The sequence below is a fragment of the Qipengyuania sp. MTN3-11 genome, from assembly GCF_042851825.1.
Lineage (GTDB): Bacteria > Pseudomonadota > Alphaproteobacteria > Sphingomonadales > Sphingomonadaceae > Qipengyuania.
Genome location: NZ_BTGM01000001.1, coordinates 707,673 through 732,369, shown reverse-complemented (window position 1 = coordinate 732,369; position 24,697 = coordinate 707,673). Strand labels below are relative to the sequence as shown.

24 protein-coding genes and 1 tRNA gene are annotated in these 24,697 nt (G+C 67.2%); 10 read left to right on the top strand and 15 right to left on the bottom strand.

Annotation, left to right across the window (positions count from 1 at the left end):
* Positions 1–42: 42 nt before the first annotated feature.
* The 8 genes from metH to ACGHN1_RS03515 form a co-directional block, all read right to left on the bottom strand.
* Positions 43–2,688 carry a methionine synthase gene (metH, locus tag ACGHN1_RS03550; protein WP_390548379.1) on the bottom strand — a complete coding sequence of 882 codons (2,646 nt, stop codon included), beginning with the start codon at positions 2,686–2,688 and terminating at the stop codon, positions 43–45.
* A complete protein-coding gene (locus ACGHN1_RS03545) occupies positions 2,688–3,728 on the bottom strand; it encodes a homocysteine S-methyltransferase family protein (RefSeq protein ID WP_390549761.1) in 1,041 nt (346 codons plus the stop codon). The genes metH and ACGHN1_RS03545 overlap by 1 nt, the downstream gene beginning before the upstream one ends.
* A gap of 2 nt (positions 3,729–3,730) precedes the next feature.
* Entirely contained in the window at positions 3,731–4,630 is a 900-nt protein-coding gene (gene metF, locus ACGHN1_RS03540) for a methylenetetrahydrofolate reductase [NAD(P)H] (RefSeq protein ID WP_390549759.1), read from the bottom strand.
* Between the two features lie 17 nt (positions 4,631–4,647).
* The gene (locus ACGHN1_RS03535; protein ID WP_390548377.1) at positions 4,648–5,622 is read right to left on the bottom strand and encodes an ArsR/SmtB family transcription factor; all 975 of its coding nucleotides are present in this window, start codon (positions 5,620–5,622) and stop codon (positions 4,648–4,650) included.
* A gap of 54 nt (positions 5,623–5,676) precedes the next feature.
* The gene (locus tag ACGHN1_RS03530; RefSeq protein ID WP_390548375.1) at positions 5,677–5,799 is read right to left on the bottom strand and encodes a DUF2474 domain-containing protein; all 123 of its coding nucleotides are present in this window, start codon (positions 5,797–5,799) and stop codon (positions 5,677–5,679) included.
* The gene (cydB, locus tag ACGHN1_RS03525) at positions 5,799–6,800 is read right to left on the bottom strand and encodes a cytochrome d ubiquinol oxidase subunit II (protein WP_390548373.1); all 1,002 of its coding nucleotides are present in this window, start codon (positions 6,798–6,800) and stop codon (positions 5,799–5,801) included. The genes ACGHN1_RS03530 and cydB overlap by 1 nt, the downstream gene beginning before the upstream one ends.
* Positions 6,797–8,254 carry a cytochrome ubiquinol oxidase subunit I gene (locus ACGHN1_RS03520; RefSeq protein WP_390548371.1) on the bottom strand — a complete coding sequence of 486 codons (1,458 nt, stop codon included), beginning with the start codon at positions 8,252–8,254 and terminating at the stop codon, positions 6,797–6,799. The genes cydB and ACGHN1_RS03520 overlap by 4 nt, the downstream gene beginning before the upstream one ends.
* Before the next feature lie 135 nt (positions 8,255–8,389).
* Positions 8,390–8,463: transfer RNA gene (locus tag ACGHN1_RS03515), tRNA-Gln, on the bottom strand.
* Between the two features lie 190 nt (positions 8,464–8,653).
* On the opposite strand from ACGHN1_RS03515, the gene ACGHN1_RS03510 reads away from it, so the two are divergent.
* The gene (locus ACGHN1_RS03510; protein WP_390548369.1) at positions 8,654–9,862 is read left to right on the top strand and encodes a Ppx/GppA phosphatase family protein; all 1,209 of its coding nucleotides are present in this window, start codon (positions 8,654–8,656) and stop codon (positions 9,860–9,862) included.
* Positions 9,862–10,527, top strand: a complete 666-nt coding sequence (locus ACGHN1_RS03505) for an RlmE family RNA methyltransferase (RefSeq protein ID WP_390548367.1) — start codon at positions 9,862–9,864, stop codon at positions 10,525–10,527. The genes ACGHN1_RS03510 and ACGHN1_RS03505 overlap by 1 nt, the downstream gene beginning before the upstream one ends.
* Positions 10,528–10,546: 19 nt before the next feature.
* On the opposite strand, the gene ACGHN1_RS03500 is transcribed toward ACGHN1_RS03505, so the two are convergent.
* A complete protein-coding gene (locus ACGHN1_RS03500; RefSeq protein ID WP_390548365.1) occupies positions 10,547–11,227 on the bottom strand; it encodes a c-type cytochrome in 681 nt (226 codons plus the stop codon).
* A gap of 154 nt (positions 11,228–11,381) precedes the next feature.
* On the opposite strand from ACGHN1_RS03500, the gene ACGHN1_RS03495 reads away from it, so the two are divergent.
* Both ACGHN1_RS03495 and bla read left to right on the top strand, forming a co-directional pair.
* Entirely contained in the window at positions 11,382–12,275 is an 894-nt protein-coding gene (locus ACGHN1_RS03495; RefSeq protein ID WP_390548363.1) for a prephenate dehydratase, read from the top strand.
* The gene (gene bla / locus ACGHN1_RS03490) at positions 12,272–13,222 is read left to right on the top strand and encodes a class A beta-lactamase (RefSeq protein ID WP_390548361.1); all 951 of its coding nucleotides are present in this window, start codon (positions 12,272–12,274) and stop codon (positions 13,220–13,222) included. Before ACGHN1_RS03495 ends, bla begins: the two co-directional genes overlap by 4 nt.
* Positions 13,223–13,232: 10 nt before the next feature.
* On the opposite strand, the gene ACGHN1_RS03485 is transcribed toward bla, so the two are convergent.
* The gene (locus tag ACGHN1_RS03485) at positions 13,233–14,324 is read right to left on the bottom strand and encodes an isoaspartyl peptidase/L-asparaginase family protein (protein ID WP_390548359.1); all 1,092 of its coding nucleotides are present in this window, start codon (positions 14,322–14,324) and stop codon (positions 13,233–13,235) included.
* 110 nt (positions 14,325–14,434) lie between these two features.
* Here ACGHN1_RS03485 and ACGHN1_RS03480 point away from each other — a divergent pair, with 110 nt between their 5' ends.
* Both ACGHN1_RS03480 and ACGHN1_RS03475 read left to right on the top strand, forming a co-directional pair.
* Positions 14,435–15,706: a mechanosensitive ion channel gene (locus ACGHN1_RS03480; protein WP_390548358.1), complete on the top strand. Its 1,272-nt coding sequence runs from the start codon at positions 14,435–14,437 to the stop codon at positions 15,704–15,706.
* A 79-nt stretch (positions 15,707–15,785) separates the two neighbouring features.
* On the top strand, positions 15,786–16,748 hold the full coding sequence (locus ACGHN1_RS03475) for an SDR family NAD(P)-dependent oxidoreductase (RefSeq protein ID WP_390548356.1): 963 nt from the start codon (positions 15,786–15,788) through the stop codon (positions 16,746–16,748).
* Between the two features lie 7 nt (positions 16,749–16,755).
* Here ACGHN1_RS03475 and ACGHN1_RS03470 read toward each other — a convergent pair whose 3' ends face one another.
* The 4 genes from ACGHN1_RS03470 to ACGHN1_RS03455 all read right to left on the bottom strand — a co-directional run bounded on the left by ACGHN1_RS03470 (position 16,756) and on the right by ACGHN1_RS03455 (position 19,062).
* Complete coding sequence (locus ACGHN1_RS03470; protein ID WP_390548354.1) at positions 16,756–17,085, bottom strand: hypothetical protein; 330 nt, start codon at positions 17,083–17,085, stop codon at positions 16,756–16,758.
* Between the two features lie 25 nt (positions 17,086–17,110).
* Complete coding sequence (locus tag ACGHN1_RS03465; RefSeq protein WP_390548352.1) at positions 17,111–17,506, bottom strand: hypothetical protein; 396 nt, start codon at positions 17,504–17,506, stop codon at positions 17,111–17,113.
* Positions 17,503–17,964: a hypothetical protein gene (locus tag ACGHN1_RS03460; RefSeq protein WP_390548350.1), complete on the bottom strand. Its 462-nt coding sequence runs from the start codon at positions 17,962–17,964 to the stop codon at positions 17,503–17,505. Before ACGHN1_RS03460 ends, ACGHN1_RS03465 begins: the two co-directional genes overlap by 4 nt.
* 96 nt (positions 17,965–18,060) lie before the next feature.
* A complete protein-coding gene (locus ACGHN1_RS03455; RefSeq protein WP_390548348.1) occupies positions 18,061–19,062 on the bottom strand; it encodes a zinc transporter ZntB in 1,002 nt (333 codons plus the stop codon).
* Positions 19,063–19,259: 197 nt separating this feature from the next.
* On the opposite strand from ACGHN1_RS03455, the gene ispG reads away from it, so the two are divergent.
* From ispG to ACGHN1_RS03440, 3 genes are read left to right on the top strand one after another with little or no spacing between them, the layout of a single operon-like run.
* Positions 19,260–20,399 (top strand): flavodoxin-dependent (E)-4-hydroxy-3-methylbut-2-enyl-diphosphate synthase, encoded by a 1,140-nt coding sequence (gene ispG / locus ACGHN1_RS03450; RefSeq protein ID WP_390548346.1) that lies wholly within the window; start codon positions 19,260–19,262, stop codon positions 20,397–20,399.
* 31 nt (positions 20,400–20,430) lie between these two features.
* Entirely contained in the window at positions 20,431–21,351 is a 921-nt protein-coding gene (locus tag ACGHN1_RS03445; protein WP_390549757.1) for a histone deacetylase, read from the top strand.
* Between the two features lie 4 nt (positions 21,352–21,355).
* Entirely contained in the window at positions 21,356–22,087 is a 732-nt protein-coding gene (locus ACGHN1_RS03440; RefSeq protein WP_390548344.1) for a murein L,D-transpeptidase catalytic domain-containing protein, read from the top strand.
* A 3-nt stretch (positions 22,088–22,090) separates the two neighbouring features.
* On the opposite strand, the gene ACGHN1_RS03435 is transcribed toward ACGHN1_RS03440, so the two are convergent.
* Positions 22,091–23,563, bottom strand: coding sequence for a L,D-transpeptidase family protein (locus ACGHN1_RS03435; RefSeq protein WP_390548342.1), 1,473 nt, complete (start codon positions 23,561–23,563; stop codon positions 22,091–22,093).
* 117 nt (positions 23,564–23,680) lie between these two features.
* Here ACGHN1_RS03435 and ACGHN1_RS03430 point away from each other — a divergent pair, with 117 nt between their 5' ends.
* Complete coding sequence (locus tag ACGHN1_RS03430) at positions 23,681–24,580, top strand: DMT family transporter (RefSeq protein ID WP_390548340.1); 900 nt, start codon at positions 23,681–23,683, stop codon at positions 24,578–24,580.
* Positions 24,581–24,697: the final 117 nt, after the last annotated feature.

Here is a 24,697-nt window from a genome sequence, read left to right as displayed (position 1 = left end):
TCGCGGCCGACGCCAGTTCCCTGCGCGACTCTGTCCGCCCGGTCAATCGAGATTGGGGCGCAGCCAGCGCGTCGCGGTGTCGATATCCACACCGCGCCGCGCGGCATAGTCCTCCAGCTGGTCGCGCCCGATGCGCGCGACGCCGAAATACTCCGCTTCGGGATGACCGAAGTAGAAGCCGCTCACCGCCGCCGTGGGCATCATCGCAAAATTTTCGGTCAGCGTGAGCCCCGCGGTCTCGCCCGCATCGAGCAGGTCGAACAGGATCGGCTTGAGGCTGTGATCGGGACAGGCGGGATAGCCCGGGGCCGGGCGGATACCGCGATATTCTTCCTTGATCAGCGCCTGGTTGGTGAGCTGTTCGGCAGGCGCATAGCCCCACAGATCGGTCCGCACGTGCTGGTGCAGCCGTTCGGCGAAGGCTTCGGCGAAACGGTCCGCGAGCGCCTTCAGCAGGATGTCGGAATAATCGTCCTTGTCGGCGAGGAAGCGCTTGGAATGGGGCTCGATCCCGTGGATGCCGACCGCGAAACCGCCGATCCAGTCGCCGGCCGGATCGATGAAATCGGCCAGGCACATGTTCGCCCGGTCGCGCGATTTCTTCACTTGCTGGCGCAGAAACGGAAGGACCGTGTGGGTCTCGCCCTCGGTGTCGTGAAGCGTGACATCGTCGCCGTCCCGCGCGCAGGGCCAGAATGCGGCGACTCCCCTCGCCGTCAGCCATTTCTCGCCTATGATCTTCTCGAGCATGGCGTCGGCATCGCGCTTGAGATCGCGCGCGGTCTCGCCGACCACTTCGTCGTCGAGGATCGCGGGGTAATTGCCGGCCAGTTCCCAGGCGCGAAAGAACGGCGTCCAGTCGATATAGTCGCGCAGGTCCGTTAGGTCCCAGTCGTCGAAAACGTGGCGACCCTTCTGCAGCGGCGGGGCCGGCTTGTCGGAGAGGAAGGCGTCGTAATAATTCGCCCGCGCTTCCTCCAGGCTCAGCAGCACGCTCTGCGACTTGCCCTCGCGCGCTTCGCGCACCTTGACGTATTCGGCGGCGGTGGTGTCGACGAATTCGTCGCGCTGGGTGTCCGACAGCAAGCGGCTGGCGACGCCGACCGCCCGGCTCGCGTCGAGCACGTGGATCACCGGGCCGGGATAGGCCGGGTCGATCCGCAGCGCGGTGTGGACCTTGCTGGTGGTCGCCCCGCCGATCAGCAGCGGCATCGACATCTCCGCCGCCTTCATCTCTTCGGCCACGGTGACCATCTCGTCGAGCGAGGGCGTGATGAGGCCCGAAAGCCCGATCATGTCCGCGCCGCTGTCGTTCGCCGCCTCGAGAATCTTCGACCACGGCACCATCACGCCGAGGTCGACCACGTCGTAGCCGTTGCACTGGAGCACCACGCCGACGATGTTCTTGCCGATGTCGTGGACGTCGCCCTTGACCGTCGCCATCACGATCTTGCCCTTGGCCTTGCGCTGGCTTTCGGGGAGCAGGTCCTTTTCCGCTTCGATGAAGGGGATGAGGTGGGCGACCGCCTTCTTCATCACGCGGGCAGACTTGACCACCTGGGGCAGGAACATCTTGCCGCTGCCGAACAGGTCGCCGACGACGTTCATCCCGTCCATCAACGGGCCTTCGATCACCTCGATCGGGCGGCCACCGGTGGCGGCAGTCAATTCGCGTGCTTCCTCCGTGTCCGCCACGACATGCGCATCGATCCCCTTGACCAGCGCGTGTTCGAGGCGGCGCTTCACGTCCCAGCCGCGCCATTCCTCTTCGGCCTTCTCGTCGGCCGCGCTCTTGCCCTTGTAGCTTTCGGCGAGGTCGATCAGGCGTTCGGTCGCGCTTTTGCCCCCTTCCCCGCCCCCGCGCCGCATCAGGATCACGTCCTCGCAGGCCTCGCGCAAGGTGGGATCGATCTGGTCGTAGACGTCGAGCTGGCCGGCATTGACGATCGCCATGTCGAGCCCGGCGGGGATCGCGTGATAGAGGAACACCGAATGCATCGCGCGGCGCACGGTCTCGTTGCCGCGGAAGCTGAAGCTGAGGTTGGAGAGCCCGCCGCTGGTCTTGGCATGCGGGCAGCGCTGCTTGATCTCGGCCACCGCCTCGAGGAAATCGAGCCCGTAGCGGTCGTGTTCCTCGATCCCCGTCGCCACCGCGAAGATGTTGGGATCGAAGATGATGTCCTGCGGCGGAAAGCCGATCCCGGTGAGCAGGTCGTAGGCGCGAGCGCAGATTTCGACCTTGCGGTCCCTCGTGTCGGCCTGCCCCACCTCGTCGAACGCCATGACGACCGCGGCCGCGCCGTAGTCCATGCATTTCCGCGCATGGTCAAGGAAGGCCTCCTCGCCCTCCTTCATGCTGATCGAATTGACGATCGGCTTGCCGCTGACGCATTTGAGCCCGGCCTCGATCACCTCCCATTTGGAGCTGTCGATCATCACCGGCACCCGGGCGATGTCCGGTTCGGCGGCGATCAGCTTCAAGAAGGTGGTCATCGCCTTCTCGGCGTCGAGCAGGCCCTCGTCCATATTGACGTCGATCACCTGCGCGCCGTTCTCCACCTGGTCGCGCGCGACCTCGACGGCAGCCTCGTAATCGTCGGCCATGATCAGCTTCTTGAAGCGCGCCGATCCGGTGACGTTGGTGCGCTCGCCGATATTGACGAAGCGGGCGGTGGTGAGATCGGACATCAAGCGGCGATCGTGAAGGGTTCGAGGCCGGCGAGACGCATTTCGGCGTTCGCTTTCGGCAGTGTGCGCGGGGCGATGCCCTCGACCGCCTGCGCCATTGCGGCGATATGCGCGGGCGTCGACCCGCAGCACCCGCCGAGCGCATTGACCCGGCCGTTGTCGGCCCAGACCTTGACCAGCCGTGCGGTGGTCTCGGGCAGCTCGTCGTATTCGCCCAAATCGTTGGGCAGGCCGGCGTTGGGATAGGCCATCAGCCAGGTGTCGGCGATGTCGGAGAGGACCTGCACATGCGGGCGCAGCTGGTCGGCGCCGAAGCTGCAGTTGAGCCCGATGGTGAGGGGCTTGGCGTGCTGCACCGTGTACCAGAACGCCTCGACCGTATGCCCCGACAGATTGCGGCCCGATAAATCGGTCAGCGTCAGCGAGATCATCAGCGGAATGTCCCGATCAAGTTCGCGTTCAAGTTGCTTGACCGCCATGATCGCGGCCTTGCAGTTGAGCGTATCGAACACCGTCTCGATCAGGATGAAATCGGCCCCGCCCTCGACCAGCGCGGCGCATTGCTCGCGATAGACGTCGACGATGGTGTCGAAATCGACCTCGCGGAAGCCCGGGTCCTCTACGTCCGGCGAAAGCGAGAGGGTCTTGTTGGTCGGCCCCACAGCCCCCGCGACGAAGCGCGGCACGCCATCGTCCCGCGCATCCACAGCCTCGCGAATGATCCGTGCGGCTGCGACGTTGATTTCGTGGACCAGCCCTTGCGCCCCGTAATCCGCCTGGCTGATGCGGTTGGCGTTGAAGGTATTGGTGGCGAGGATATGCGCCCCGGCGTCGATATAGCTGTCGCAGATCGCGCGGATGACCTGCGGCTGGGTCAGGTTGACGAGATCGTTGTTGCCCTTCTGCTCGTCCGCCAGCCCGGTGGCGCCGGCATAGTCCTCCGGCGCCAGCTTCGCATTCTGGATGGCGGTGCCATAGGGCCCGTCCTTGATCAGGATGCGCGCCCTGGCGGCGGCTTCGAATTCTTCGCGCTTGGACATGATCATGCTTTCGGTCGCAGGCCGAGCATGTGGCAGATGGCGTAGCTCAGCTCGGCGCGGTTGAGAGTGTAGAAGTGGAACTGCCGCACCCCGCCAGCATAGAGGCGGCGGCACAGCTCGGCGGCGATGGTGGCGCTGACCAGCTGGCGCGCCTCGGGCCGATCGTCGAGCCCTTCGAACAGGCCTTCCATCCAGTGCGGTATCGCGGTGCCGCATAGGCCCGACATGCGCTGGACCGCGGCGAAGCTCATCACCGGCATGATCCCCGGCACGATCTCGCCCGCGATCCCGGCGGCCGCAGCCCTGTCGCGGAAGTCGAAGAAGCATTCCGGCTCGAAGAAGAACTGCGTGATCGCCCGCGTGGCGCCGGCGTCGAACTTAGCCTTGAGGTTGTCGAGATCGGCCTGGCGATCGGCGCTGTCGGGATGAACCTCGGGATAGGCGGCGACCGAAATCTCGAAATCGCCGATCTTCCTGAGCCCCTCGATCAGGTCGACCGCATTCTCGTATCCGCCCGGATGCGGCCTATAGGCGCTGTCGCCGTCCGGCGCATCGCCGCGCAGGGCGACGATGTGGCGGATGCCTTCTTCCCAGTAATGCCGCGCCACCGCATCGACCTCCTCGCGCGTCGCGGCGACGCAGGTGAGATGCGCGGCGGCGGGGATGCCCGCCTCGTTCTGGATGCGGACGACCTGTTCATGGGTGCGCTCGCGAGTCGATCCGCCCGCGCCGTAGGTTACCGAGACGAAACGCGGACCCAGGGGGGCGAGCGTTGCCACGCTTTCCCACAGCGTCTCGCCCATCTTCTCGGTCTTGGGCGGGAAGAACTCGAAGCTGACCTCGATGTCTCCGGGCAGGCCCGAGAACAGCGGCGTCTCGAGCGCGCGCTGGGCCTCGCGCATCTGGTCCAGGGTCGGGCTCAAGATGCGATCCTTTCGGCCTCTGCGCCGACGCGCTCGGCGACCCAGATGGTCACGACCAACTCGCCATCGTCGAGCGCAGCGGGCTCCGCGGCGCGAAACCCGGCGCCTTCCAGCAATTCGCGCATCTGGTCTTCGGCGAAGCCCAGCCGGGCATGTGCGTGTTTCTCGCGCAGATCCTCGCGTGCATGGACGTCGAAATCGACGATCGCCACCCGCCCGCCGGGGCGGAGGACCCGCGCAGCCTCCGCCAGCACGGCGGCCGGCGCCTGCGCGAAATGGAGAACCTGGTGGAACAGCACGGTGTCGAAGCTGGCTTGCCCGAACGGCAGGTCGGTGAAATCCCCCTGCACCAGCTCGATCCGCTCGGTGGGCAGGTGCTGGAGCTTGGCGCGAGCGACCCGCAGCATGGCGAGGCTCTTGTCGAGCGCGACGATGTGATCGGCGCGTTCGGCGAAGAGTTCCGCCATCCGCCCGGTCCCGGTGCCGATGTCGAGCAGGCGTCCGAGCCGCTGCGATCCGAGCGCCTGCGCAAGCGCTGCCTCGACCTGATCGTCGGAACTGTGAAGCCGCCGCAATTCGTCCCAGTCCTGGGCGTTGGCGGCGAAATAATCCTGCGCCTGCGCCTCGCGCATGGCGCGGATTTCGACGAGCCGGCGGCGATCCTGTTCGCAGGTCAGCGCCAGCTCCTCGTCGACGGCGACCGCCCGGTCGATCAGCGCGAACAGTGCCGGTAGGGTCTCGGCATGGATGCCCTCGGCCCGGGCGACGCGCAGGAACACCCAGCTGCCCTCCTTGCGCCGTTCGGCGAGACCGCTTTCGCAAAGGATCGCGATGTGGCGCGACACCCGCGGCTGGCTCTGCCCGAGCACCTGCGCGAGCTCGCCGACCGCGAGCTCCATCGATTCCAGCAGCCGCAGGATGCGCAGCCTGGTGCTGTCGGCCAGTGCCCGGAAGATCGCCTCGGTCCGCATTGCGTCGAGGATATAAAGATATTTTTATATGTGTAAATGCTCCGCGCGGTGCGATCACGGCGCAAGCCACGTGCGGATGAGCCAGGCCACCGCGCCCAGCGACGCGACGCTGGCCAGCCAGATGCCGGCCATCCAGGCCAGACGCCGCCACAGCGGTCGGTCGTCGGCCTCGTCCATCAGTGGTAGCCTTCGTGGCCCACCTTGCCGCGGAACACCCAATAGGCCCAGGCGGTGTAGCCGATGATCAGCGGCATGGTGATGGCAACACCCACCAGCATGAAGACCTGGCTGCGCTCGGGCGCGGCGGCATCCCAGATGGTCAGCCCGGGAGGCACGACATAGGGCCAGATCGTCACCCCCAGGCCCGCCATTCCGAAGAAGAAGAGCGACAGGCTGAGCCAGAAGGGCTTGGAATGCCGTTCCACCGACAGCGCGCGAAGCAGGGCGATCGCGACGAGCCCGGTCAGCACCGGGACCGGCGCGGCCAGATAGATTTCCGGCGCGGTCAGCCACCGCTCGGCATATTCGGGATTGAGGAAAACATTGTAGAGGCTCACCGCCCCCATCAGCACCAGCGTCGCCCAGGCGGCGCGCTTGCCGAGCTTGCGGGCATGGTGCTGGCTCTCCCCGTCCAGCTTCCACACCAGCCAGGTCGCACCCAGCAGCGCATAGCCCGCCACCGTGCCCAGCCCGGTCAGCAGCGTGTAGGGCGTCAGCCAGTCCCACCAGCTCCCCGAATAGGCGCGACCCGTCACCTCGATCCCCTGGAGCAGCGCGCCCAGAATCATCCCCTGCGCCATCGCCGCGATCAGGCTGCCGCCGGTGAAGGCCACGTCCCACAGGGCGCGATGGTCGGGATCGCGCCAGCGGTATTCGAAGGCGACGCCTCTGAAGACTAGCCCCAGCAGCATGGCGATGATCAGCGGGTAGGTCGCGGGCAGGATTACGGCATAGGCCAGCGGAAAAGCGGCGAAGAGCCCGCCCCCGCCCAGCACTAGCCAGGTCTCGTTCCCGTCCCAGACAGGTGCGATCGAATTCATCGCCCGGTCCCTCTCCGGCCCTACCTCGAATGTGGGGAACAGGATGCCGATGCCGAGATCGAACCCGTCCATCACCACGTAGGCGAACACGGCGAAGGCGATGATGAAAGCCCAGACGGTCGTCAGGTCGATGGTCATGGCCGTTCTTCCGGCTCGTGTTTGGACCCCGACAGGTCGCGGCGGCTTTCGTCGGTCGGGTCCTGCGTCGGCCCCGGCGTGATCCCGGCGGTACGGATCGGGCCCTTGTCGCCGCGCTTGACCCCGTACTCGCCCGCATGCGGCGGCTTGTGCATCAGGTGCAGGATGTACCAGACGCCCGCGCCGAAGACGAAGAAATAGACCACCACGAATGCGAGCAGCGAGGCCCCGACCGCGGGCGCATCGAGCGGACTGGCCGCATCGGCAGTGCGCAGGAGGTTGTAGACGACATAGGGCTGGCGGCCGACCTCGGTGGTGATCCACCCGGCGAGCACGGCCACGAAGCCGCTCGGCGCCATGACCAGCGCGGCGCGGTGCAGCCCGCGCCAATCGTAGAGCCTGCCGCGCCAGCGGGCGATCAGGCTCCACAGCCCCACGCCCAGCATGGCGAAGCCCAGCCCGACCATGATCCGGAAGCTCCAGAACACGATACCGACCGGCGGCTGCTCGTCGTCGGGAATCGTGTCGAGCCCGGCGAGCGGCGCATCGAGATCGTGCTTGAGGATCAGACTGGAGAGCTTGGGTATGCCGACGGCGTAGTCCAGCCGCTGCTCCCTGTCGTTGGGAATGCCGAGCAGATAGAGCGGCGCGCCGTCGGGGTGGCTTTCGTAATGCCCTTCCATCGCCATGACCTTCTGCGGCTGGTGCTCCATGGTGTTGAGCCCGTGGAGGTCGCCGGCGAAAATCTGCACCGGCACCACGAGCGCCGCCATCCACATCGCCATCGAGAACATCTTGCGGGCATGGAGATTGCCGCGATCCTTCAGCAGGTGCCACGCGCCGACCCCGCCGACGACGAAGGCAGTGGTGATGAAGGCTGCGAGAACGGTATGGACCAGGCGATAGGGAAAGCTGGGATTGAAGACGATGGTCCACCAGCTGGGTCCGGGCAGGAACTGGCCGTTGGCGCCCATCTCGAATCCCGCCGGCGTGTGCATCCAGCTGTTGACGCTCAGGATCCAGAAGGCGGAGATGCAGGTGCCCACCGCCACCATCAGCGTCGCGGCGAAATGCAGCTTCCTGCCCACCCGCTCCATGCCGAACAGCATCACCCCGAGAAAACCGGCTTCCAGGAAGAAAGCGGTCAGCACCTCGTACGCCATCAGGGGTCCGATCACCGGCCCCGCGAGATCGGAGAACACCGACCAGTTGGTGCCGAACTGGTAGGACATGACGATCCCCGAGACGACGCCCATGGCGAAGGCGATCGCGAAGATCTTCAGCCAGTATTTGAACAGGTCGAGATAGAGCGGCTTGCCGGTCTTCAGCCACAGCCCCTCGAGCACCGCGAGATAGCTCGCCAACCCGATCGAGAAGGCCGGGAAGATGAAATGGAAGCTCACCGTGAAGGCGAACTGTATCCGGGCGAGAAGCAGGGCGTCCAAGCCGTCCATGGGGCAACCTAATCCAACGTCGCGCGCAAGGATAGGGCCGCTGTCTCGCTCTCTCCAGCGCTATCGTCGGAATGGCTGTTGCACGAAGCGCAAGCCCTGGAAGGTGCGCTTCCGATTGACCGGCACTGGATTGGCTGGATGCCCCGCGAGGATTCGAACCTCGATTGACGGAGTCAGAGTCCGTAGTCTTACCTTTAGACGACGGGGCAATCGCGGCCGCACGTGAATCCTGCATGGCAGGATCGCGAGGAGGCGGCCATCTAGTTCGGGCCTTCGTCAAGGTCAAGACCGCGTCCACCCCCGGGCCTTGCCGCGCGGGGCTTTCGCGATTAGCATCCGTCTCAGGTCCCCGTGCGCCGATGCGCGGCGCGCGGGAGGATAACAGAGAGTTTGGATATCATGGCGGATCGCCCTCCGCCGGACTTGACCAGAGGAGCTGGTACACAGAGGGGCAAACCGTCCGGCAAGGTAGCCGATTTCCGCTACAAGCGTCCCTCCCAGCCCGACCACAACGATACGGCCTCGGCCGCATCCCCTTCGGCGCGCGCCCGCGCCGCTCACCCGCATCGGATCCACGCCGGCAACGGCCGCACCCGGCGTCAGGCCTATGCCGCCCTCGATCTCGGTACCAACAACTGCCGTTTGCTGATCGCCCGCCCTTCCGGCGAGAACTTCACGGTGATCGACGCCTTCAGCCGGGTGGTCCGGCTCGGCGAGGATCTCGCGGCGACCGGACGGCTCTCCGACGAGGCGATGGAACGAGCGCTTGCCGCGCTCCACATCTGTGCCGAGAAACTGCGCCGTCGCAATGTCCATCTCGCCCGCTCGGTCGCCACCGAGGCCTGCCGCCGGGCGTCCAACGGGGCCGACTTCATCGCCCGTGTGCGCGAGGAGACGGGCATCGTGCTCGACATCATCTCCGCCCAGGAAGAAGCACGGCTGGCGGTGCTCGGCTGCCACATCCTGCTCGAAAGCGGGATCGGCCCGGCCGTGATCTTCGATATCGGTGGTGGCTCCACCGAGCTCGTGCTGATCGAGCCCGGCGGGCCGGTGCCCCGCATCCTCGACTGGCTGAGCGTGCCCTGGGGCGTCGTCTCCCTGACCGACAGCGTTCCCCCGCCCGACGGCACCCAGCAGGGCCGTGAACGCCGCTATGCCGAGATGCGGCGGCTGGTGGACGAGAGCTTCGCCCCCTTCGCCGAGCGGGTCCGCCCGGCGATGGAAGAAGCAGACACCATCCGGCTGCTCGGCACCAGCGGCACCGTGACGACGCTCGCCAGCCTCCATCTCGAGCTGCCGCAATACGACAGGCAGGCGGTCGACGGCTTGATCGTGCCGTCCGATTCCATGCGCGGCATCTGCCGCCGGCTATCGACGATCAGCGAAGCCGAACGCCGCACGGTCCCCTGCATCGGCGACGACCGCGCCAATCTGGTGGTCGCTGGCTGCGCGATCCTCGAATCGATCATGGACCTGTGGCCCGCGCCGCAGCTAGGCGTCGCCGACCGCGGCATTCGCGAAGGCATCCTGCGCAGCCTCATCGCCGCCGATGCGCAGGGCGAGGAAGGCCGCGCCATGCTCGCCCGGCAGCGCGAGCAGAGCCTCTGATGACCCGTTCCGGGCGCAATCCCGACAAGCGGGTCAGGACGGCGAAGAAGCGCACCGCCTCCTCCACCCGCTGGCTCGAGCGCCAGCTCAACGATCCCTATGTTCGCCAGGCCAAGGCCGAGGGCTATCGCAGCCGCGCCGCCTACAAGCTCATCGAGCTCGACGAGAAGTTCCACCTGCTGCAGGGCGTCGAGCGGGTCGTCGACCTCGGCATCGCGCCGGGCGGGTGGAGCCAGGTCGTGCGCAAGCTGCGTCCCCGCGCCGCGATCGTGGGGATAGACCTGCTCCCGACCGAACCGATCGAGGGCGTCACCATCTTCGAGATGGACTTCATGGCCGACGAGGCCCCCGCACGGCTCGAAGCCGCGCTAGACGGCCCACCCGACCTGGTGCTGAGCGACATGGCCGCCAATACCGTCGGACACAAGCAGACCGATCACCTGCGCACGATGGGGCTGGTCGAGGCCGCTGCCTGGTTCGCCACCGACACGCTCGCCAAGGGCGGAACCTTCGTCGCCAAGGTCCTCGCCGGGGGCACCGACACCGAACTGCTCAAGCTGCTGAAATCGCATTTTGCCAGCGTCAAGCACGCCAAGCCGCCGGCGAGCCGCAAGGGCTCGTCCGAATGGTACGTGATCGCGAAAGGCTTCAAGGGGCGCGGCTGACGGCGCCGCAAGAACCGCCCTAGTTGACGGTCGCCGGATTGTCGGAAGGCACTGGTTGCTCGTCGCCCATGGCTCCCGCCGCAACCGCGGCGTCGGCCTCTTCGCCTTCGGTGACACCCGGCCCCTCGCCCGCACCATCGACCGCCTCGCCCTCCGCAGCCGCTTCCGGCGCGGCCGGAGCGGGCTTGGCGGGAGCCCCGCCGTTGGCGGCGAGATATTCCATCACGTTGGCCCGATCCTCGGGGCTGGAAAGCCCGGCGAAGCTCATCTTGGTGCCGCTGGCGAAGGCACGCGGGCTCTTGAGCCATGCGTCCATGTTTTCCCAGGTCCACTGCCCGCCGTGTTCGGAAAGCGCACTGGAATAGGCGAAACCGGCCGCGTGCGCACCGATGGCGGTGCCGAACACGCCGTAGAGATTCGGACCGATGCCGTTGGCTCCGCCCTGATTGATCGTGTGACAGGCGGTGCATTTGGCGAAGACCGCCTCGCCCGCCGTCGCATCGGCGCTGGCGAGCAGCGTGCCGAGGTCGGGCCCGGCCTCTTCCGCACCCTCTTCGGGGGCATCGATGAAGTAGCCCGGCTGCTCCGGCGATTCCGGATTGTCGGCATGGAACACCATGCCCGACACGATCGATGATCCGAGAGCGATGATCCCGGCGAAAAGCACCCATCCGGCGGCGGTGTTGAATTTGTCGTCCATGCTCGATGAGATCCGCGAAAATTGGTCGAGGGTTCGGTTGCGCGCCGCTCTAGTGGCGCGGCGTCCGGCACGCAAGTGCACACGGCAGCACCATGCGGGTCTCCTTGCAAACGGCCTTGCCGATCGCCTCGCCCGCCGATAGCCCACGCCGCCGATGCGCAAGTTTCCACAACCCGCCCTCGCCATGGTCGATTCGATGCGCGCCGCCGCGGCGCAGGACCCGGCGCGGGCGATCTCCTTCGGCGGGGCGCCAGGCTCGAACTCGCATCAGGCGACCATGCAGTTCGCGCCCGAGTCACTGCCGCTGCCGTGCTACAATTTCGAGGACGCGCTCGATGCGGTGAAGACCGGCGCGGCGGGTGCGGCGATGATCCCGATCGAGAACAGCCAGCACGGGCGGGTGGCGGACATCCACTTCATGCTGCCCGAGAGCGGCCTTGCCATGGTCGCCGAGCATTTCATGCCGATCACCCACGCGCTGATGGCGCTGAGCGACGGCCCCTTCGAAGCCGCCTACAGCCACCCGCAGGCGCTCGGGCAATCGCGCGAATATCTGCTGGCGCGCGGCATCGTTCCCATGGCCTATGCCGACACCGCCGGGGCCGCGGCCCATGTCGCCGAGCGCGGCCAGCCCGATATCGCCGCGCTTGCCCCGCCGATGGCGGCCGAACTCTACGGCTTGAAAATCATCGAGGACGCAGTCGAGGACGCGCACGACAACACCACGCGTTTCGTGCTGCTGGCGCGCGAGCCTCGCGACCCGGCGGCGATCGACCAAGGCGAGGCGATGACCACCTTCGTCTTCGAGGTGAAGAACCAGCCCGCGGCGCTCTACAAGGCACTCGGCTGCTTCGCCACCAACGGCGTCAACATGACCAAGCTCGAAAGCTACCAGAAGGGCGCGAGCTTCGCGGCGACGATGTTCTACGCCGATATCGAAGGCGCACCGGGCGATGCGCGGGTCGACCGCGCGCTGGAGGAGCTGGAATTCCACTGCAACAGCGTGAAGCTTCTCGGCAGCTACGCCCAGGCGAGGAAACGCGGATGAACCGGGTGTCCGGCGGGCGGCTGAGCCGGCGCGAACTGGTCGCCGCGACCGGCAGCCTCGCGATGATGGCATGCACGCCGGTGCGGACCACGGGCAGAACCGCTGCCGCATCTGACTGGGCGACCGATCTGAACGAAAGGCTGGCGCGATTGGCGGGCGAGTCGCCCGGCACGATGGGTGCCTGCATCTTCGATCCCGCAAGCGGCGCATCGGCGTCGTGGAACGGTGATCGGCGCTTTCCCCATTGCTCCAGCTTCAAGGCATCGCTGGCCGCGATGGTGGTCGATCTCGCCGCCCGCGAAGAGATCGACGGCGATCGGGTGCTACGCTGGACACAGGACGAGCTGATGTGGGTTTCGCCTTTCACCACGCGCCGGCTGGGCGAAGGGGCGAGTTTCCTCGAACTGGCGGAAGCGACCCAGATCACCAGCGACAATGCCGCGGCGAACGTCCTGCTGCGCGAGCTGGGCGGTCCTGCGGCGCTGACCGCCTGGTGGCGCGCAGCGGGCGATCCCGTCAGCAGGCTGGACCGGACCGAGCCGGCGCTCAACAACGTCCCTCCGGGCGAGGTCCGCGATACGACCACGCCCGATGCCATGGCGCGGACGGTGGCGGCCATCCTCTACGGCGACGTGCTGAGCCCGGCCGGCGCGTACCGTCTGCATGGATGGATGGCGCAAACGCAAACCGGGGCGCGGCGGGTTCGCGCGGGCCTGCCCGAAGGCTGGCGATCAGGCGACAAGACGGGCACCGCGATGAGCGAAGGCATGGGCAGCGCTTATGTCGATATCGGCTATGCCGTGCCGCCGGGCAGGAGTCCGCTGACCTTCGCCGCCTATTACCTGGCGAAGGAGGTCCATGAAGATATGGACCCGCAGTCCGAAGGCGTTCTTGCCGCTATCGGAACCGCCCTCGCCGCGGCCGTCACGCCTCCGCCCGCGGGATAGCGCGGCGGCCTCAATCCCCGCGGAAGATCGCGACTTCGCTCACGCCCTCGCTGGTCGCGCGGCCGCGGTACATGCCGCTGGTGTTGAAGCTGAACACCGCCACGCCCGAGGGGGCGAGGACGATCACCCCGCCGTCGCCGCCGAGTTCGGCGACCTCGGCCATCACATCGTCGGCGACGCTCTGGACCAGGCCTTCGGTCAGCGCGACATTCTCGACGCCCCCGGCGCTGCCGACCTCGTCGTCGGCGCTCGCCGCTTCGGCGAATTCGTCGAGCGCGAGCCTGCCGCTCAGCCGCAGCCGGGTGCAGATTTCCTGCGCCACGCCGACGCGGATGAAATATTCGCCCCAGCCTGTGGCCGAGACCGCGCAGCTGCGGTTGTCGGCATAAGTGCCCGCGCCGATCACCGGCGCATCGCCGATCCGGCCCCAGCGCTTGCCGGTCATCCCGCCGGTCGAGGTGCCCGCGGCGAGATTGCCCGCCTGGTCGAGCGCCACCGCCCCGACCGTGCCGAACTTGAGATCGACGTCGAGAGCGGAGACCTGCTCGGCCTTCATCCGCTCGAGCGCCTCGCGCCGGGCGTCGGTCTCGAAATAGGCGGGATCGACCGCGGTGATCCCCTTGTCGCGGGCGAATTCCTCCGCGCCCGCTCCGGACAGAAAGACATGCCGCCCGTCCGTCATCACCGCGCGTGCCAGCAGGATGGGGTTCCTCACCCGCGTCACCCCGGTCACCGCCCCGGCGGAACGGTCGCGCCCGTCCATCACCGCCGCGTCCAGCTCGTTTCGCCCCTCCCAGGTGTAGACCGCGCCCTTGCCGGCGTTGAACTTGGGGTCGTCCTCCATCAGCAGGATCGCCGCCTCGACCGCGTCCATCGCGCTGCCCCCTTCGCGCAGCACCGCCGCGCCGGCGTCGAGCGCGGCCTGCAGCGCCGCCTCGTATTCCGCCCGCCGCTCGGGCGTCATCGCCTCGCGGCTCATCGTCCCGGCGCCGCCGTGGATGGCGAAGGACCATTTGGGTGCTTCCTGAGCCGCAAGGGGCGCGGCGATCAGGATGGCAAAAGCGGCGCACAGCGCGGCGAAACGGGAGGAAAGTGCTGTCATCGCTTCGGGATAGCACGGGAACCTTTGCACTCAATCCCCCATTGATGACCCGGGAAGGCCGCGCGGTCCGAATGCGCGCGGCCGGGCAAGAACCGAAGGGGAGAGGTTTCATGCGCATAGGAAATTACCGCTACGATCAGGATCTCGCGATGCAGGTCCTGGAGAAGGCCGGACTGGCCATACTGGTCCTGCTCGTCACCTGGGCCGCGGCGCGGGCGGCCAAATGGGCTTTTGCGCAGCTGGTCGACAAGGTCTCCTTCTTTCGCCGGCACACCGGCGGCGGCACGACGTTGGGCGAATCGCTGGGCAAGATCGTTTCGCTGCTGATCTGGCTGTTCGGGCTGCTGGTCCTCCTCACCGTTCTCGGCCTTGGCAGCGTCGCCGGCCCGGTCGACAGCCTGCTCGAGAATGTGGTCGAATACATCCCGCGTATCGTCGCCGCCGGCATCATCTTCTTCATCGGCATGATGGTCGCGCGGATCCTGCGCGACATCGTCCAGACCACGCTGCAGACGATCGACTTCGACAAATGGGCCAATCGCGGCGGGGTCGACAACGTCACCGGCAACACCACGATCAGCCGCACGATCGCGACGATCGTCTATGCGGTGGTGGTGATCTTCGTCGCCATCATGGCGCTCGACGTGCTCGCCATCGACAGCATTTCCGGCCCGGCGTCCGACATGCTTCGCCGCATCTTCGCGGCGATCCCGAACATCATCGGCGCGGCGATCCTGCTCGGCATCGGCTATGTCGTCAGCCGCTTCGTGGTCCAGGTGCTGAAAGAAGTGCTGCCGGGCCTCGGCGTCGACCGGGCGCTGGCGGAAACGGGAATGGTCGGCGAGACCACCACCGCCTCGGCCATCATCGCGCGGGTGGTGCAGGTGGCAATCCTGCTGTTCTTCGCCATCGCCGCCACCCGGCTGCTCGGTTTCCCCGAGTTGACCGCGATCCTCGACCAGCTGCTCGAACTGGGCGGCCGCGTCATCTTCGGCGCGGTGGTCATCGCCTTCGGCTTCTTCATCGCCAATCTGCTCGCCCGGCTGATCGGCGGCGAGACCGGCGAGAGCAGCGCGGCGATGATCGTCAAGTGGGCCACCATCGTGCTGTTCGTCTTCATGGGCCTGCAGTTCACCGGCATCGGCGGCATGATCCCCGGCACGGCGCTCACCATCATCGTCGCCGGTCTCTCGGTGGCTTTCGCTCTCGCCTTCGGGCTCGGTGGCCGTGACTGGGCGGCGCGCAAGCTCGAGCAGATGGACGACAGCATGAGCGGCGGTTCCATGCCGACCGGAACCACGACCACGAGGGCGCGTACTCCGGCGAGCCGTCGCAAGCCCGCCGCTTCGACCGACGAGGATCCGCTTCCTCCCGGCGCGTGACGGACCAGCGCGGGGCCGCTAACAGGGCGCGGGGACTCGACAGGAGTTCCCGCGCCCTTCGTTCGTCGAGGAGAGACAGGTGAGCAATTTCGGTTTCGAGACCACTGCCGACGAGGTTCTCGCGGACCAGGACCTTTCGGGGCGCACCGTCTTCATCACCGGCGCCTATTCCGGCCTCGGCCGGGAGACCGCGCGGGCCATGGGAGCAAAGGGCGCGCATCTGATCCTCTCCGGCCGCGATGCAACCAAGCTCTCCGCCGCGGCGGACGAAATCGCCGAGCAGACCGGAGCCAGGATCGACACGCTGGTCTGCGATCTCGCCAGCCTCGACAGCGTCCGCAAGGCCGCGAAGGAGGCCAAGGCCCGCTTCCCCAAGATCGACGTTTTGATCGCCAATGCCGGGGTGATGGCTCCGCCGCTGGGCCATACGGAAGACGGGTTCGAGACCCAGTTCGGCACCAACCATCTGGGCCATTTCCTGCTGACCAATCTGCTGATGCCGCTGGTCGAGAAGGGCGAGCGGCCGCGCATCGTCAACCTCTCGAGCCGCGGGCACCATTTCGCGCCGGTCGATCTCGACGATCCCAATTACGAGAAGCGCGACTACGAGAAATGGGCCGCCTACGGCCAGTCCAAGACCGCCAATATCCTCTTCGCGGTCGGGCTGGAGAAGCGGCTCGCGGACAAGGGGATCCACGCCTACGCGCTGCATCCAGGCGGCATCATGACCAACCTCGGCCGCCACATGACCGAGGAGGACATGGCCTGGATGATGGACCGCATCCGCAAGAGTGCCGAAGAGAGCGGCGAGGAGCCGAGCGGCTTCAAGACCGTGCCGCAGGGCGCGGCGACGACCTGCTGGGTCGCCACCGCCGAGGAGCTGGAGGGACGCGGGGGCCTCTATGCCGAAGACTGCCATGTGGCGGAGGTGGACGACGCGAGCACCAGCGGCGGCGTGCGCAGCTATGCTCTGGACCCCGACGCCGCCGACCGGCTGTGGGCGTTGTCCGAAAAGCTGGTCGGCGAGCGGTTCGCCTACTGATCCGCGCCTATTCCGCCGCCATCCGCAGCAACTCGACCTCCTGCCGCAGCCGCGCGATCTCCAGTTCGTAGAGCCGGCTGCAGTCGATCCGCTCCGGCCGCCGGCCCAGCGGGATCGTCATCCGCACATAGGCCAGCGCCTCGCGGTCGCGGTCCTGCGGATAGGTGAAGAAGGTAGAGCCTTCCGGCGGCTCGGGCAGTTCGGACCCGCTGCGCCCGGTAACGCCGACATCGAGATAGGGCCCGCTCGAATTGATCGACTGCCGGCAGCGCGTGCCTTCGGCGGTCTCTATCGAATCCTCTCCGCCGGAGCCCTGCGGCGCGGGCGGCAGGAACACTCCGTCGTTCGCCTGCGCGGGCGCGCTAATCGCGAACAGCGACACGGCGAGCAAGCAGCCTGGAACATACGCGCGCATGGATCATCCCCTCTTGCCTGGCGAGTTCGGCGCAGATGCGCGTCTCGCGAATTTCGCCGGGGTCCAGATCGCGCAGGATCACCGTGACCCGGCGCTGCCCTTCGCCCTTGATGGTCGGATTGGCGGGCAGGATGTCGAGCGGAGCGCCGCCGCCTTCCCCCTCGGCGTAGAGCCGGAACTCGCGCGGCTGCGGATAGGGGTTGATGACGGTCAGGTAGAACGCCTTCGCCGGCCCCGCCGTCAGCCCCTCCTTGGCCAGCGGCGACAGCCCGACGGCAAGCGCCGGGGCGGCAATCAGCCCCGCCAGCACTCCGATCGATCCGAGGCGGCCGGGCACGCTCATTGCCCGCAGGTGACCTGCACCGTCTCGGTGTAGGTGCCTTCCGGAAAGCCGGTGGCGCTGGTGATCAGCCCGTCGATGGCGACGACGTCGATCAGCCGCGTGGTCGCCGTCGCGCTGGCAGTGCCGAAGGCGCGCGACTGGCCGGTGCCGTTCACCCGGTAGGCATATTGCACGCTGTCGGCCGTGAATCCGGACGGGGCGGCCAGCGTCGGCGTTGCGAAGGTTATCGTGGGGGATACGCCGAGCGCGGTCACCGCGAGCGTGGCGGACCGGGCGCCGGTGCCGGTGTCCGAACGCATCGTGGTGCCGCTGGCGTCCGCAACCATCTGCCCGCCCAGCGAGACGCTGAGCACGCAGCTGTTGAGCGAGATGCCGGTCAGCGTCACCGAGGTCTGCGCCGAGGCCGGCGCGGCCGCGGCGAGACCGATCGTGGCAAGAAGCAGTGTGTTGTGTCGCATGTCGTGACCCTTGTTCCGATGCGGCACCGGAATAGGGGAAAGACATGGTGAACCGGCCTAATCCGGGGCTGCGGAAAAGCCCCTAGGCATCTGCCCTCATAGCCAGCGCAACTTCTTGAAAAGCAGCATCAATCCGACCAGCACGCCCATGCACAGGATCACGACGATCCAGAAAGCGCGCGGATCGTCCACCCCCGGCATGCCGCCGACATTGATACCCAACAGCCCGGTGAGGAAGCCCAATGGCAGGAAGATGCCGGCGACGATGGTCAGCATGTAGGTCGCGTGTTCGCTGCTGGCGAGGCTGCGGGCGCGCAACTCGTCCTGAAGCACCAGCGCGCTTTCCTTGCTGATGTCGATATCGTCGAGATAGCGGCGCAGCCGGGCGATGCTCTCGGCCATCTCGCGCCGGTCGTGGTCTTCGAACCAGGCCGGCGCATCGCGGGCGATCTGTTCCAGCGCCTCGTGCTGGGGCGCCATGTGGCGTTTGAGCGCCAGGCAGTTGCGGCGGATGCCCGAAATACGCGAGAGCATGCCCTCCGGATCGTCGTCGGGGTCCTCGTCCTCGAGATCGTCGAGCACCTGGTTCATGTCGACGATCGCCTGGCTCATCCTGGTGATCAGCAGTTCGGCGAGCAGCGTCACCGTCGCTCCGGCATCGAGCGGCCCCTGTCCGCGGTCGATCAGCGCCAGCACCTCGCGCGGGGTCTGGAGCGGGAAGCGGCGCAGCGTGACGAGCCGGCTGCCGTCGGACCACAGCTGCATCGAGATCATGTCCTCGGGCTCGGCTCCGGGATTGAAGTTGATCCCCCTCAGTGTCGCCACAAGCGTGGTGCCCTCGCGAAAGGCACGCGGGCGGGTCTCGTCGCTGGTCAGCAATTCGGCGGTGGGCTCGGGGACACCGAGCTCCACCTCCAGCCATTGCTGCACTCCGGGGCGGTCGCGGCAAAGATGCACCCACAGCACCTCGCCCGGCGCGGCGGGCCGCCAGTCTTGCGCCTGGCGCCAGTCGATCGGCCGGCCCCCGCCCTGGCCATCGAGCACGCGCCCGAACAACATGGGGCCATCGAGTTCGGCATCGTCGCGTGTCTGGTTCATGATGCTATCAATGCCGCAATCGGCACCGGTTTCCTACCGGCTGCAAGCGGTGCTAAAGGCCAAACCATGTTCGAGGTCGCAAAACCGCAGCACGGGGGCCATATGCGGGCCGGTGCCGGCGCTGTCGGCCCATCGGTTTTTCTTTTTCAGGACCGTGTAACACCCGGTCCATGTCCTACACGCAGGCGATCAGGCACATGAACGCAATCCGCCCCTGGCGCAGCATCGAGCGCCGCCCATCGCGACAGATCATGGTCGGCAAGGTGCCGGTCGGCGGCGATGCGCCGATCAGCGTCCAGACCATGACCAACACCCCGACGGAGGATGTCGCCGCGACGATCGACCAGATCCGCCGCTGCGAGGATGCGGGCGCGGACATCATCCGCGTCTCGTGCCCGACCGAGGAATCGACCGCGCGCTTCGACGAGATCACCCGCGCCGCGAACGTCCCGATCGTCGCCGACATCCACTTCCACTACAAGCGCGCGCTGGAAGCCGCCGACAAGGGCGCGGCCTGCCTGCGCATCAACCCCGGCAACATCGGATCGTCCGAGCGGGTGGCCGAAGTGGTGCGCGCCGCCAAGGCCAATGGCTGCGCGATCCGCATCGGCGTCAACGCGGGCAGCCTCGAGCGCGACCTGCTCGAGAAATACGGCGAGCCCTGCCCGGAGGCGCTGGTCGAAAGCGCGCTCGACCATATCAAGCTGTTGCAGGACCACGATTTCCACGAATTCAAGGTGGCGGTGAAAGCCAGCGACGTGTTCCTCGCGGTCGCCGCCTATCACGCGCTGGCGGAAACGGTCGATTGCCCGCTGCATCTCGGCATCACCGAAGCGGGCGGACTGATCGGCGGCACGGTCAAGAGCTCGATCGGTATCGGCAGCCTGCTGTGGGCCGGGATCGGCGACACCATCCGCGTCAGCCTCTCCGCCGAGCCCGAGCGCGAGGTGAAGGTGGGGTTCGAGATGCTCAAGGCGCTGGGCTTGCGCACCCGCGGCGTGCGCGTGGTCTCCTGCCCCAGCTGCAGCCGCCAGGGCTTCGACGTCATCCGCACGGTCGAGGCGCTGGAAGAACGGCTCGAACACATCAAGACGCCGATGAGCCTCTCGGTCCTCGGCTGCGTGGTCAACGGCCCGGGCGAGGCGCGCGAGACCGATATCGGCATCACCGGCGGCGGCAAGGGCAAGCACATGGTCTACCTCTCCGGCGTGACCGACCACCATGTGCAGGACGGCGACATGCTCGACCACATCGTCCGGCTGGTGGAGCAGAAGGCCGCCGCGATCGAGGCCGGCGAGGCCGAGGCGTTCGATCCGCACAGGGTGGCGGCGGAGTAGCTTGCTCCACGTGGTCCACCACGCCGACTACATGGCTCCCGCGCCGACTCGCGGGAGCTTCCGCTTCGACAAGTACATGGCGGTCATGGTGGCGCTGCGCGAGAGCGGCTATCCGATCACCGAACATGCGCCCGAGCCTTGCCCGCGCCAATGGCTCGAGGCGGTGCACGACCCGGCCTATGTCGACGAGGTGCTGCGCGCCGCGGTTCCGCGCGAGAAGGAGCGGCGGATCGGCTTTCCGGTTACTCCCCACATCGCCCAGCGGGTGCGGCACACCAACGGCGGCACATGGCTCGCCGCCCGGTTGGCGATGGAACACGGCTATGCCGCCAACAGCGCCGCGGGCAGCCATCACGCATTGCACGATACCGGGGCGGGTTACTGCGTGTTCAACGACCTCGCCGTCACCGCCAACCGGCTGATCGCCGAGGGCGATGCGGCCAAAGCAATCAGGCGCATCCTGATCGTCGATTGCGACGTCCATCAGGGCGACGGCACCGCCGCGCTCACCGCGGGGCGCGAGGACGTGTTCACCCTCTCGCTCCATGCGGAGAAGAACTTCCCCGTTCGCAAGGCCCGCTCGAGCCTCGACGTGCCCCTTCCGGACGGCACCGACGATGAGGGCTACATGGCGGCGCTGGAACGCCACCTTCCGGGCGTGCTCGACGATTTCGCACCGGACATGGTGCTCTACCAGGCGGGGGTCGATCCGCATGTCGATGATCGTCTCGGGCGCCTGGCGCTGAGCGACGAGGGGCTCGCGGCGCGCGACCGCTACGTCGTCGGCGAGGCACGGCGGCGGGGGCTGCCCATCGCCAGCGCGCTGGGCGGCGGTTACGGCAGCGATCCGCGCGTGGTCGGCGAACGCCACGCCCGCTCGATGATCGCGATGGCCGAGACGAACGCCCGCTTCGCGCGTTCACCTTCGATCCACGCTGATATGGTAGGCTGACAGCATGAAGAGACGCGAGCTTCTCAAATCGGGCGTGGCCGCCGCGGCGACGATGGCGCTGGCCCCGCGCGCACTGGCGCAGGCCGATCCGCTCGCCGCGCGAGATGCCCGGCTGCTGGCGCTGGCCCGCGACGAGATCGACCGGATCGCCGCCGCCGGCCACACCATCTGGCGCAAGGATATCGTCGGGGTGGCGGATTTCGGGCTCCACTCCGCGCAGCGGCGCTTCCATTTCGTCGACCTGACGAACGGCAAGGTCGCGAGCTACCACGTCAGCCACGGCGACGGATCGGATCCCGAGCACGACGGCTGGCTCAACCGCTATTCGAACGAGGAAGGCAGCCACTGCACCAGTTCGGGCGCCTACATGACGCGCAGCTGGTATGTCGGCAAATTCGGCACCTCGATCCGGCTCGACGGGCTCGACCCGACCAATTCGAACGCGCTGCCCCGCGCCATCGTGATGCATCAGGCCGACTACGCGACGCCCGAGCATGTCGCGCGGTGGGGGCGGTTGGGCCGCTCGAACGGCTGTTTCGCGATGGGGCCGGAGCAGTTCGACCGCGCGCTGATCGACCTATCGGGCGGGCGGCTGCTGATCGCCGGCAGCTACGGCTTCGCCGAGGACGGTTCGGTGGTCAGCCCGCCCGCCGCGCCGACGACCACCGACCTCCAGCCGCTGATCCGCCAGCGGCCCGACGGCACTTTCGAACGCGTCAATCCGAGCGTGTATTGAGCCTCACGCCTCGCTCGTCGCGCGAGGATCGTCGACCACTTCGATCACCTCTTCGCTCGTCTCGCGCGCGCGTTCGCGCACACGGGGCGCATCGAGCGCGGCCAGCACCGGCGCGTCGCGATCGTAGATGTCGCTGAAGGTCGCGAGCTTGCCGTCGGTGTCGGAGGCGATGGTGAAATAGGTGATGTACACCGGCCACTGGTTCTGCAGCGGATAGCGGGTGTACTCCCCGCTCCCGGTGATCGCGCTCACCTCTTCCTGGATCGCGGGAATGTCGTCCTTGCTTGTGGCATTGCCGAGCATCGCCATGGTCATGGCCAGCTCTCGCGCGCCCTCCACGCGCACGCAGCCGTGGCTGAGCGCGCGATTGTCCTGCGCGAACAGGTTGCGGGCGGGTGTATCGTGGAGGAAGATCGCATGCTCGTTGGGCATGTCGAGCTTCATCAGCCCCAGCGAATTGCTCGGGCCCGGCTGCTGGACGACCGTCACCCAGCCGTTCTGGCCCTTGGTCGCGGTGTATCCCGCGGCCCGCGCCCAGCCCGGATTGCCCAGCACCTTGGCGCCCAGCCCCTCGCCCTTCACGATGCTCTGCGGCACCGTCCAGGTCGGGTTGAAGATCACGCCCTCGACCATCTCCGCGAGCTGCGGCGTGGCGGTGCGGCCGGGCTTTCCGACGATCGTGCGATAGCTCTTGATGATCCGGTCGTTGACCGTGAGGCGCACCTTGTATTCGGGCACGTTGGTGAGGAGGTAGCGCTTGCCGAGGTCCTGCCCCAGCCAGCGCCAGCGATCCATGTTGGCGCGTATCAGCTTGCGGCGCTTGGTATCGGTCTTGGGCGTCGCGGCCAGCGCGTCGCGCAGCTTGGCATAGTCGGGATGGACCGGGTTGAGATCGGTCAGCGTACCCGCGACATCGCCGCTTTCCAGGGCGCGCTGGAGCATGGTGGCGCTTGGCAGCACATCGGGATCGGGATCGACAACGAACCATTGCCGGCGCGCATCCATCGGCGTGCGCCCGTCGCGCAGATCCTCGACCAGCCAGACGAAGATCTCGCTCGCCACACGGTTGAGCGCGGGCCCTTCGCCGGCGTCGATCGCCGCGCGAAGCTCGTCGGCGTGGTAATCCGCGGGCACCAGTCCCTCGGCAGCGACCGTGGGAATGAAGGCGAGCAGCTTCTGCGCATTCGCGACACTCCATTCGCCTTCGAGCGAAGGAACCTCCTGCACCGCTTCCGAAGGCTTGAAGACCACTCCGTCGAAACTTTGCTCGACCGTCGGGCGCTGGGCATCGCGAGGCGTGACAGGACGAGGCGTGGCAGGGCGAGGCTGATCGGCCCGCATCTGGGTGTAGTCGGGCAGTTCCTCGCGAACCTTGGGCGGCTCTTCCGGAAGCAGGTTGGCCGGCTGCGCCACGGCAGCGCCTGCAGCCATCAAGGCTGCTGTCGCCGCGGTCGTGAGGTAAAGCGTCTTCATCATATCCACCGTTCGCAAGTGCGAGGACAATCTACAGGTTGTGGGGTTCATATTCCAGTGCAACGCATTAGCCCTCGCTGAATTGATGACGGGGCCGCGGTCTTTGGCTACGGGGCGCCGATGAGCCAGACCGCCTCGCCGCTCGGCCCCGTGCTTCGACCGGTCCTGGCGACGGCCGTGGGCATCGCCCTGCTCTCGCTCATGGACGCTTACATGAAAAACGCTTCGCTCGCGGTGGGGGCCTATATGGCCGCGCTGCTGCGGGCCGCCCTGGCCTTCGCCATCATCGCCCCGATATGGCTCGCCGGCAGGCCGAAATGGCCCGGGCCCGCCGCTCTCAAGGTGCACATGAAGCGCGGCGCGGTCGGATCGCTGATGGCGTTGACCTTCTTCCTCGCGCTGACCAAGCTGCCGCTCGCCGAGACGATCGCCATCTCCTTCATCGCGCCGATCATCTCGCTCTACCTTGCAAGCCTGCTGCTGGGCGAGGCGGTCCGGCCGCGCGCAGTCTGGGGTGCGATCCTAGGTCTCGGCGGCGTAGTCGTGATCGTCGGCGGCAAGTTCGGCCGCGGCAATCTCAACGAGGACACGGCGATCGGGCTCGCCGCGATCATCGTCTCCGCCCTGCTCTACGCCTGGAACCTGGTGCTGCAGAAGCAGCAGGCGATGATCGCCCGGCCGGTGGAAGTCGCCACCTTCTACATGGGCATCGCCAGCCTGGTCTATCTCCTCGCCGCACCGTTTCTGTTCGTGGTTCCGGATTCCGCCGTGTTCGGCGACGTTGCCGCGGCCGCGGTCCTCACGGTCGGCGGAGCACTGATGCTCGCCTGGGCCTATGCGCGGGCCGAGGCGCAGGTGCTGGTGCCGCTCGAATATTCGGGATTCCTGTGGGCCTCGCTATTCGGCTGGCTGCTGCTGGACGAGACCGTTACGCCCACCGCGGGAGCGGGTGCCTTCCTGATCGTGATCGGATGCCTGATCGCCACCACCCGCCGCCGTACCGAACAGAGCGCGATCTGACCCGGGAGCGGGTGCGCCATCCCGATTCGCACCCTTGCAATTTTCCGCTCCAACGCGCAGGTGCGCTGCACATTCGCCGCACCTGCGAAGACAAGCAATGCGGCTTCATTTTCGAAA

What these genes read in the sequence shown, in the direction of transcription:
- metH (WP_390548379.1), bottom strand. Translation starts at nt 2,688, where the DNA reads ATGTCCGATCTCACCACCGCCCGCTTCGTCAATATCGGCGAGCGCACC.
- ACGHN1_RS03545 (WP_390549761.1), bottom strand. Translation starts at nt 3,728, where the DNA reads ATGTCCAAGCGCGAAGAATTCGAAGCCGCCGCCAGGGCGCGCATCCTG.
- metF (WP_390549759.1), bottom strand. Translation starts at nt 4,630, where the DNA reads ATGCGCGAGGCCCAGCGCGCGCTCGAGACGCCGCTGTTCTCGGGCCTG.
- ACGHN1_RS03535 (WP_390548377.1), bottom strand. Translation starts at nt 5,622, where the DNA reads ATGCGGACCGAGGCGATCTTCCGGGCACTGGCCGACAGCACCAGGCTG.
- ACGHN1_RS03530 (WP_390548375.1), bottom strand. Translation starts at nt 5,799, where the DNA reads ATGGACGAGGCCGACGACCGACCGCTGTGGCGGCGTCTGGCCTGGATG.
- cydB (WP_390548373.1), bottom strand. Translation starts at nt 6,800, where the DNA reads ATGACCATCGACCTGACGACCGTCTGGGCTTTCATCATCGCCTTCGCC.
- ACGHN1_RS03520 (WP_390548371.1), bottom strand. Translation starts at nt 8,254, where the DNA reads ATGGACGGCTTGGACGCCCTGCTTCTCGCCCGGATACAGTTCGCCTTC.
- ACGHN1_RS03510 (WP_390548369.1), top strand. Translation starts at nt 8,654, where the DNA reads ATGGCGGATCGCCCTCCGCCGGACTTGACCAGAGGAGCTGGTACACAG.
- ACGHN1_RS03505 (WP_390548367.1), top strand. Translation starts at nt 9,862, where the DNA reads ATGACCCGTTCCGGGCGCAATCCCGACAAGCGGGTCAGGACGGCGAAG.
- ACGHN1_RS03500 (WP_390548365.1), bottom strand. Translation starts at nt 11,227, where the DNA reads ATGGACGACAAATTCAACACCGCCGCCGGATGGGTGCTTTTCGCCGGG.
- ACGHN1_RS03495 (WP_390548363.1), top strand. Translation starts at nt 11,382, where the DNA reads ATGCGCAAGTTTCCACAACCCGCCCTCGCCATGGTCGATTCGATGCGC.
- bla (WP_390548361.1), top strand. Translation starts at nt 12,272, where the DNA reads ATGAACCGGGTGTCCGGCGGGCGGCTGAGCCGGCGCGAACTGGTCGCC.
- ACGHN1_RS03485 (WP_390548359.1), bottom strand. Translation starts at nt 14,324, where the DNA reads ATGACAGCACTTTCCTCCCGTTTCGCCGCGCTGTGCGCCGCTTTTGCC.
- ACGHN1_RS03480 (WP_390548358.1), top strand. Translation starts at nt 14,435, where the DNA reads ATGCGCATAGGAAATTACCGCTACGATCAGGATCTCGCGATGCAGGTC.
- ACGHN1_RS03465 (WP_390548352.1), bottom strand. Translation starts at nt 17,506, where the DNA reads ATGAGCGTGCCCGGCCGCCTCGGATCGATCGGAGTGCTGGCGGGGCTG.
- ACGHN1_RS03460 (WP_390548350.1), bottom strand. Translation starts at nt 17,964, where the DNA reads ATGCGACACAACACACTGCTTCTTGCCACGATCGGTCTCGCCGCGGCC.
- ACGHN1_RS03455 (WP_390548348.1), bottom strand. Translation starts at nt 19,062, where the DNA reads ATGAACCAGACACGCGACGATGCCGAACTCGATGGCCCCATGTTGTTC.
- ispG (WP_390548346.1), top strand. Translation starts at nt 19,260, where the DNA reads ATGAACGCAATCCGCCCCTGGCGCAGCATCGAGCGCCGCCCATCGCGA.
- ACGHN1_RS03445 (WP_390549757.1), top strand. Translation starts at nt 20,431, where the DNA reads ATGGCTCCCGCGCCGACTCGCGGGAGCTTCCGCTTCGACAAGTACATG.
- ACGHN1_RS03440 (WP_390548344.1), top strand. Translation starts at nt 21,356, where the DNA reads ATGAAGAGACGCGAGCTTCTCAAATCGGGCGTGGCCGCCGCGGCGACG.
- ACGHN1_RS03435 (WP_390548342.1), bottom strand. Translation starts at nt 23,563, where the DNA reads ATGATGAAGACGCTTTACCTCACGACCGCGGCGACAGCAGCCTTGATG.
- ACGHN1_RS03430 (WP_390548340.1), top strand. Translation starts at nt 23,681, where the DNA reads ATGAGCCAGACCGCCTCGCCGCTCGGCCCCGTGCTTCGACCGGTCCTG.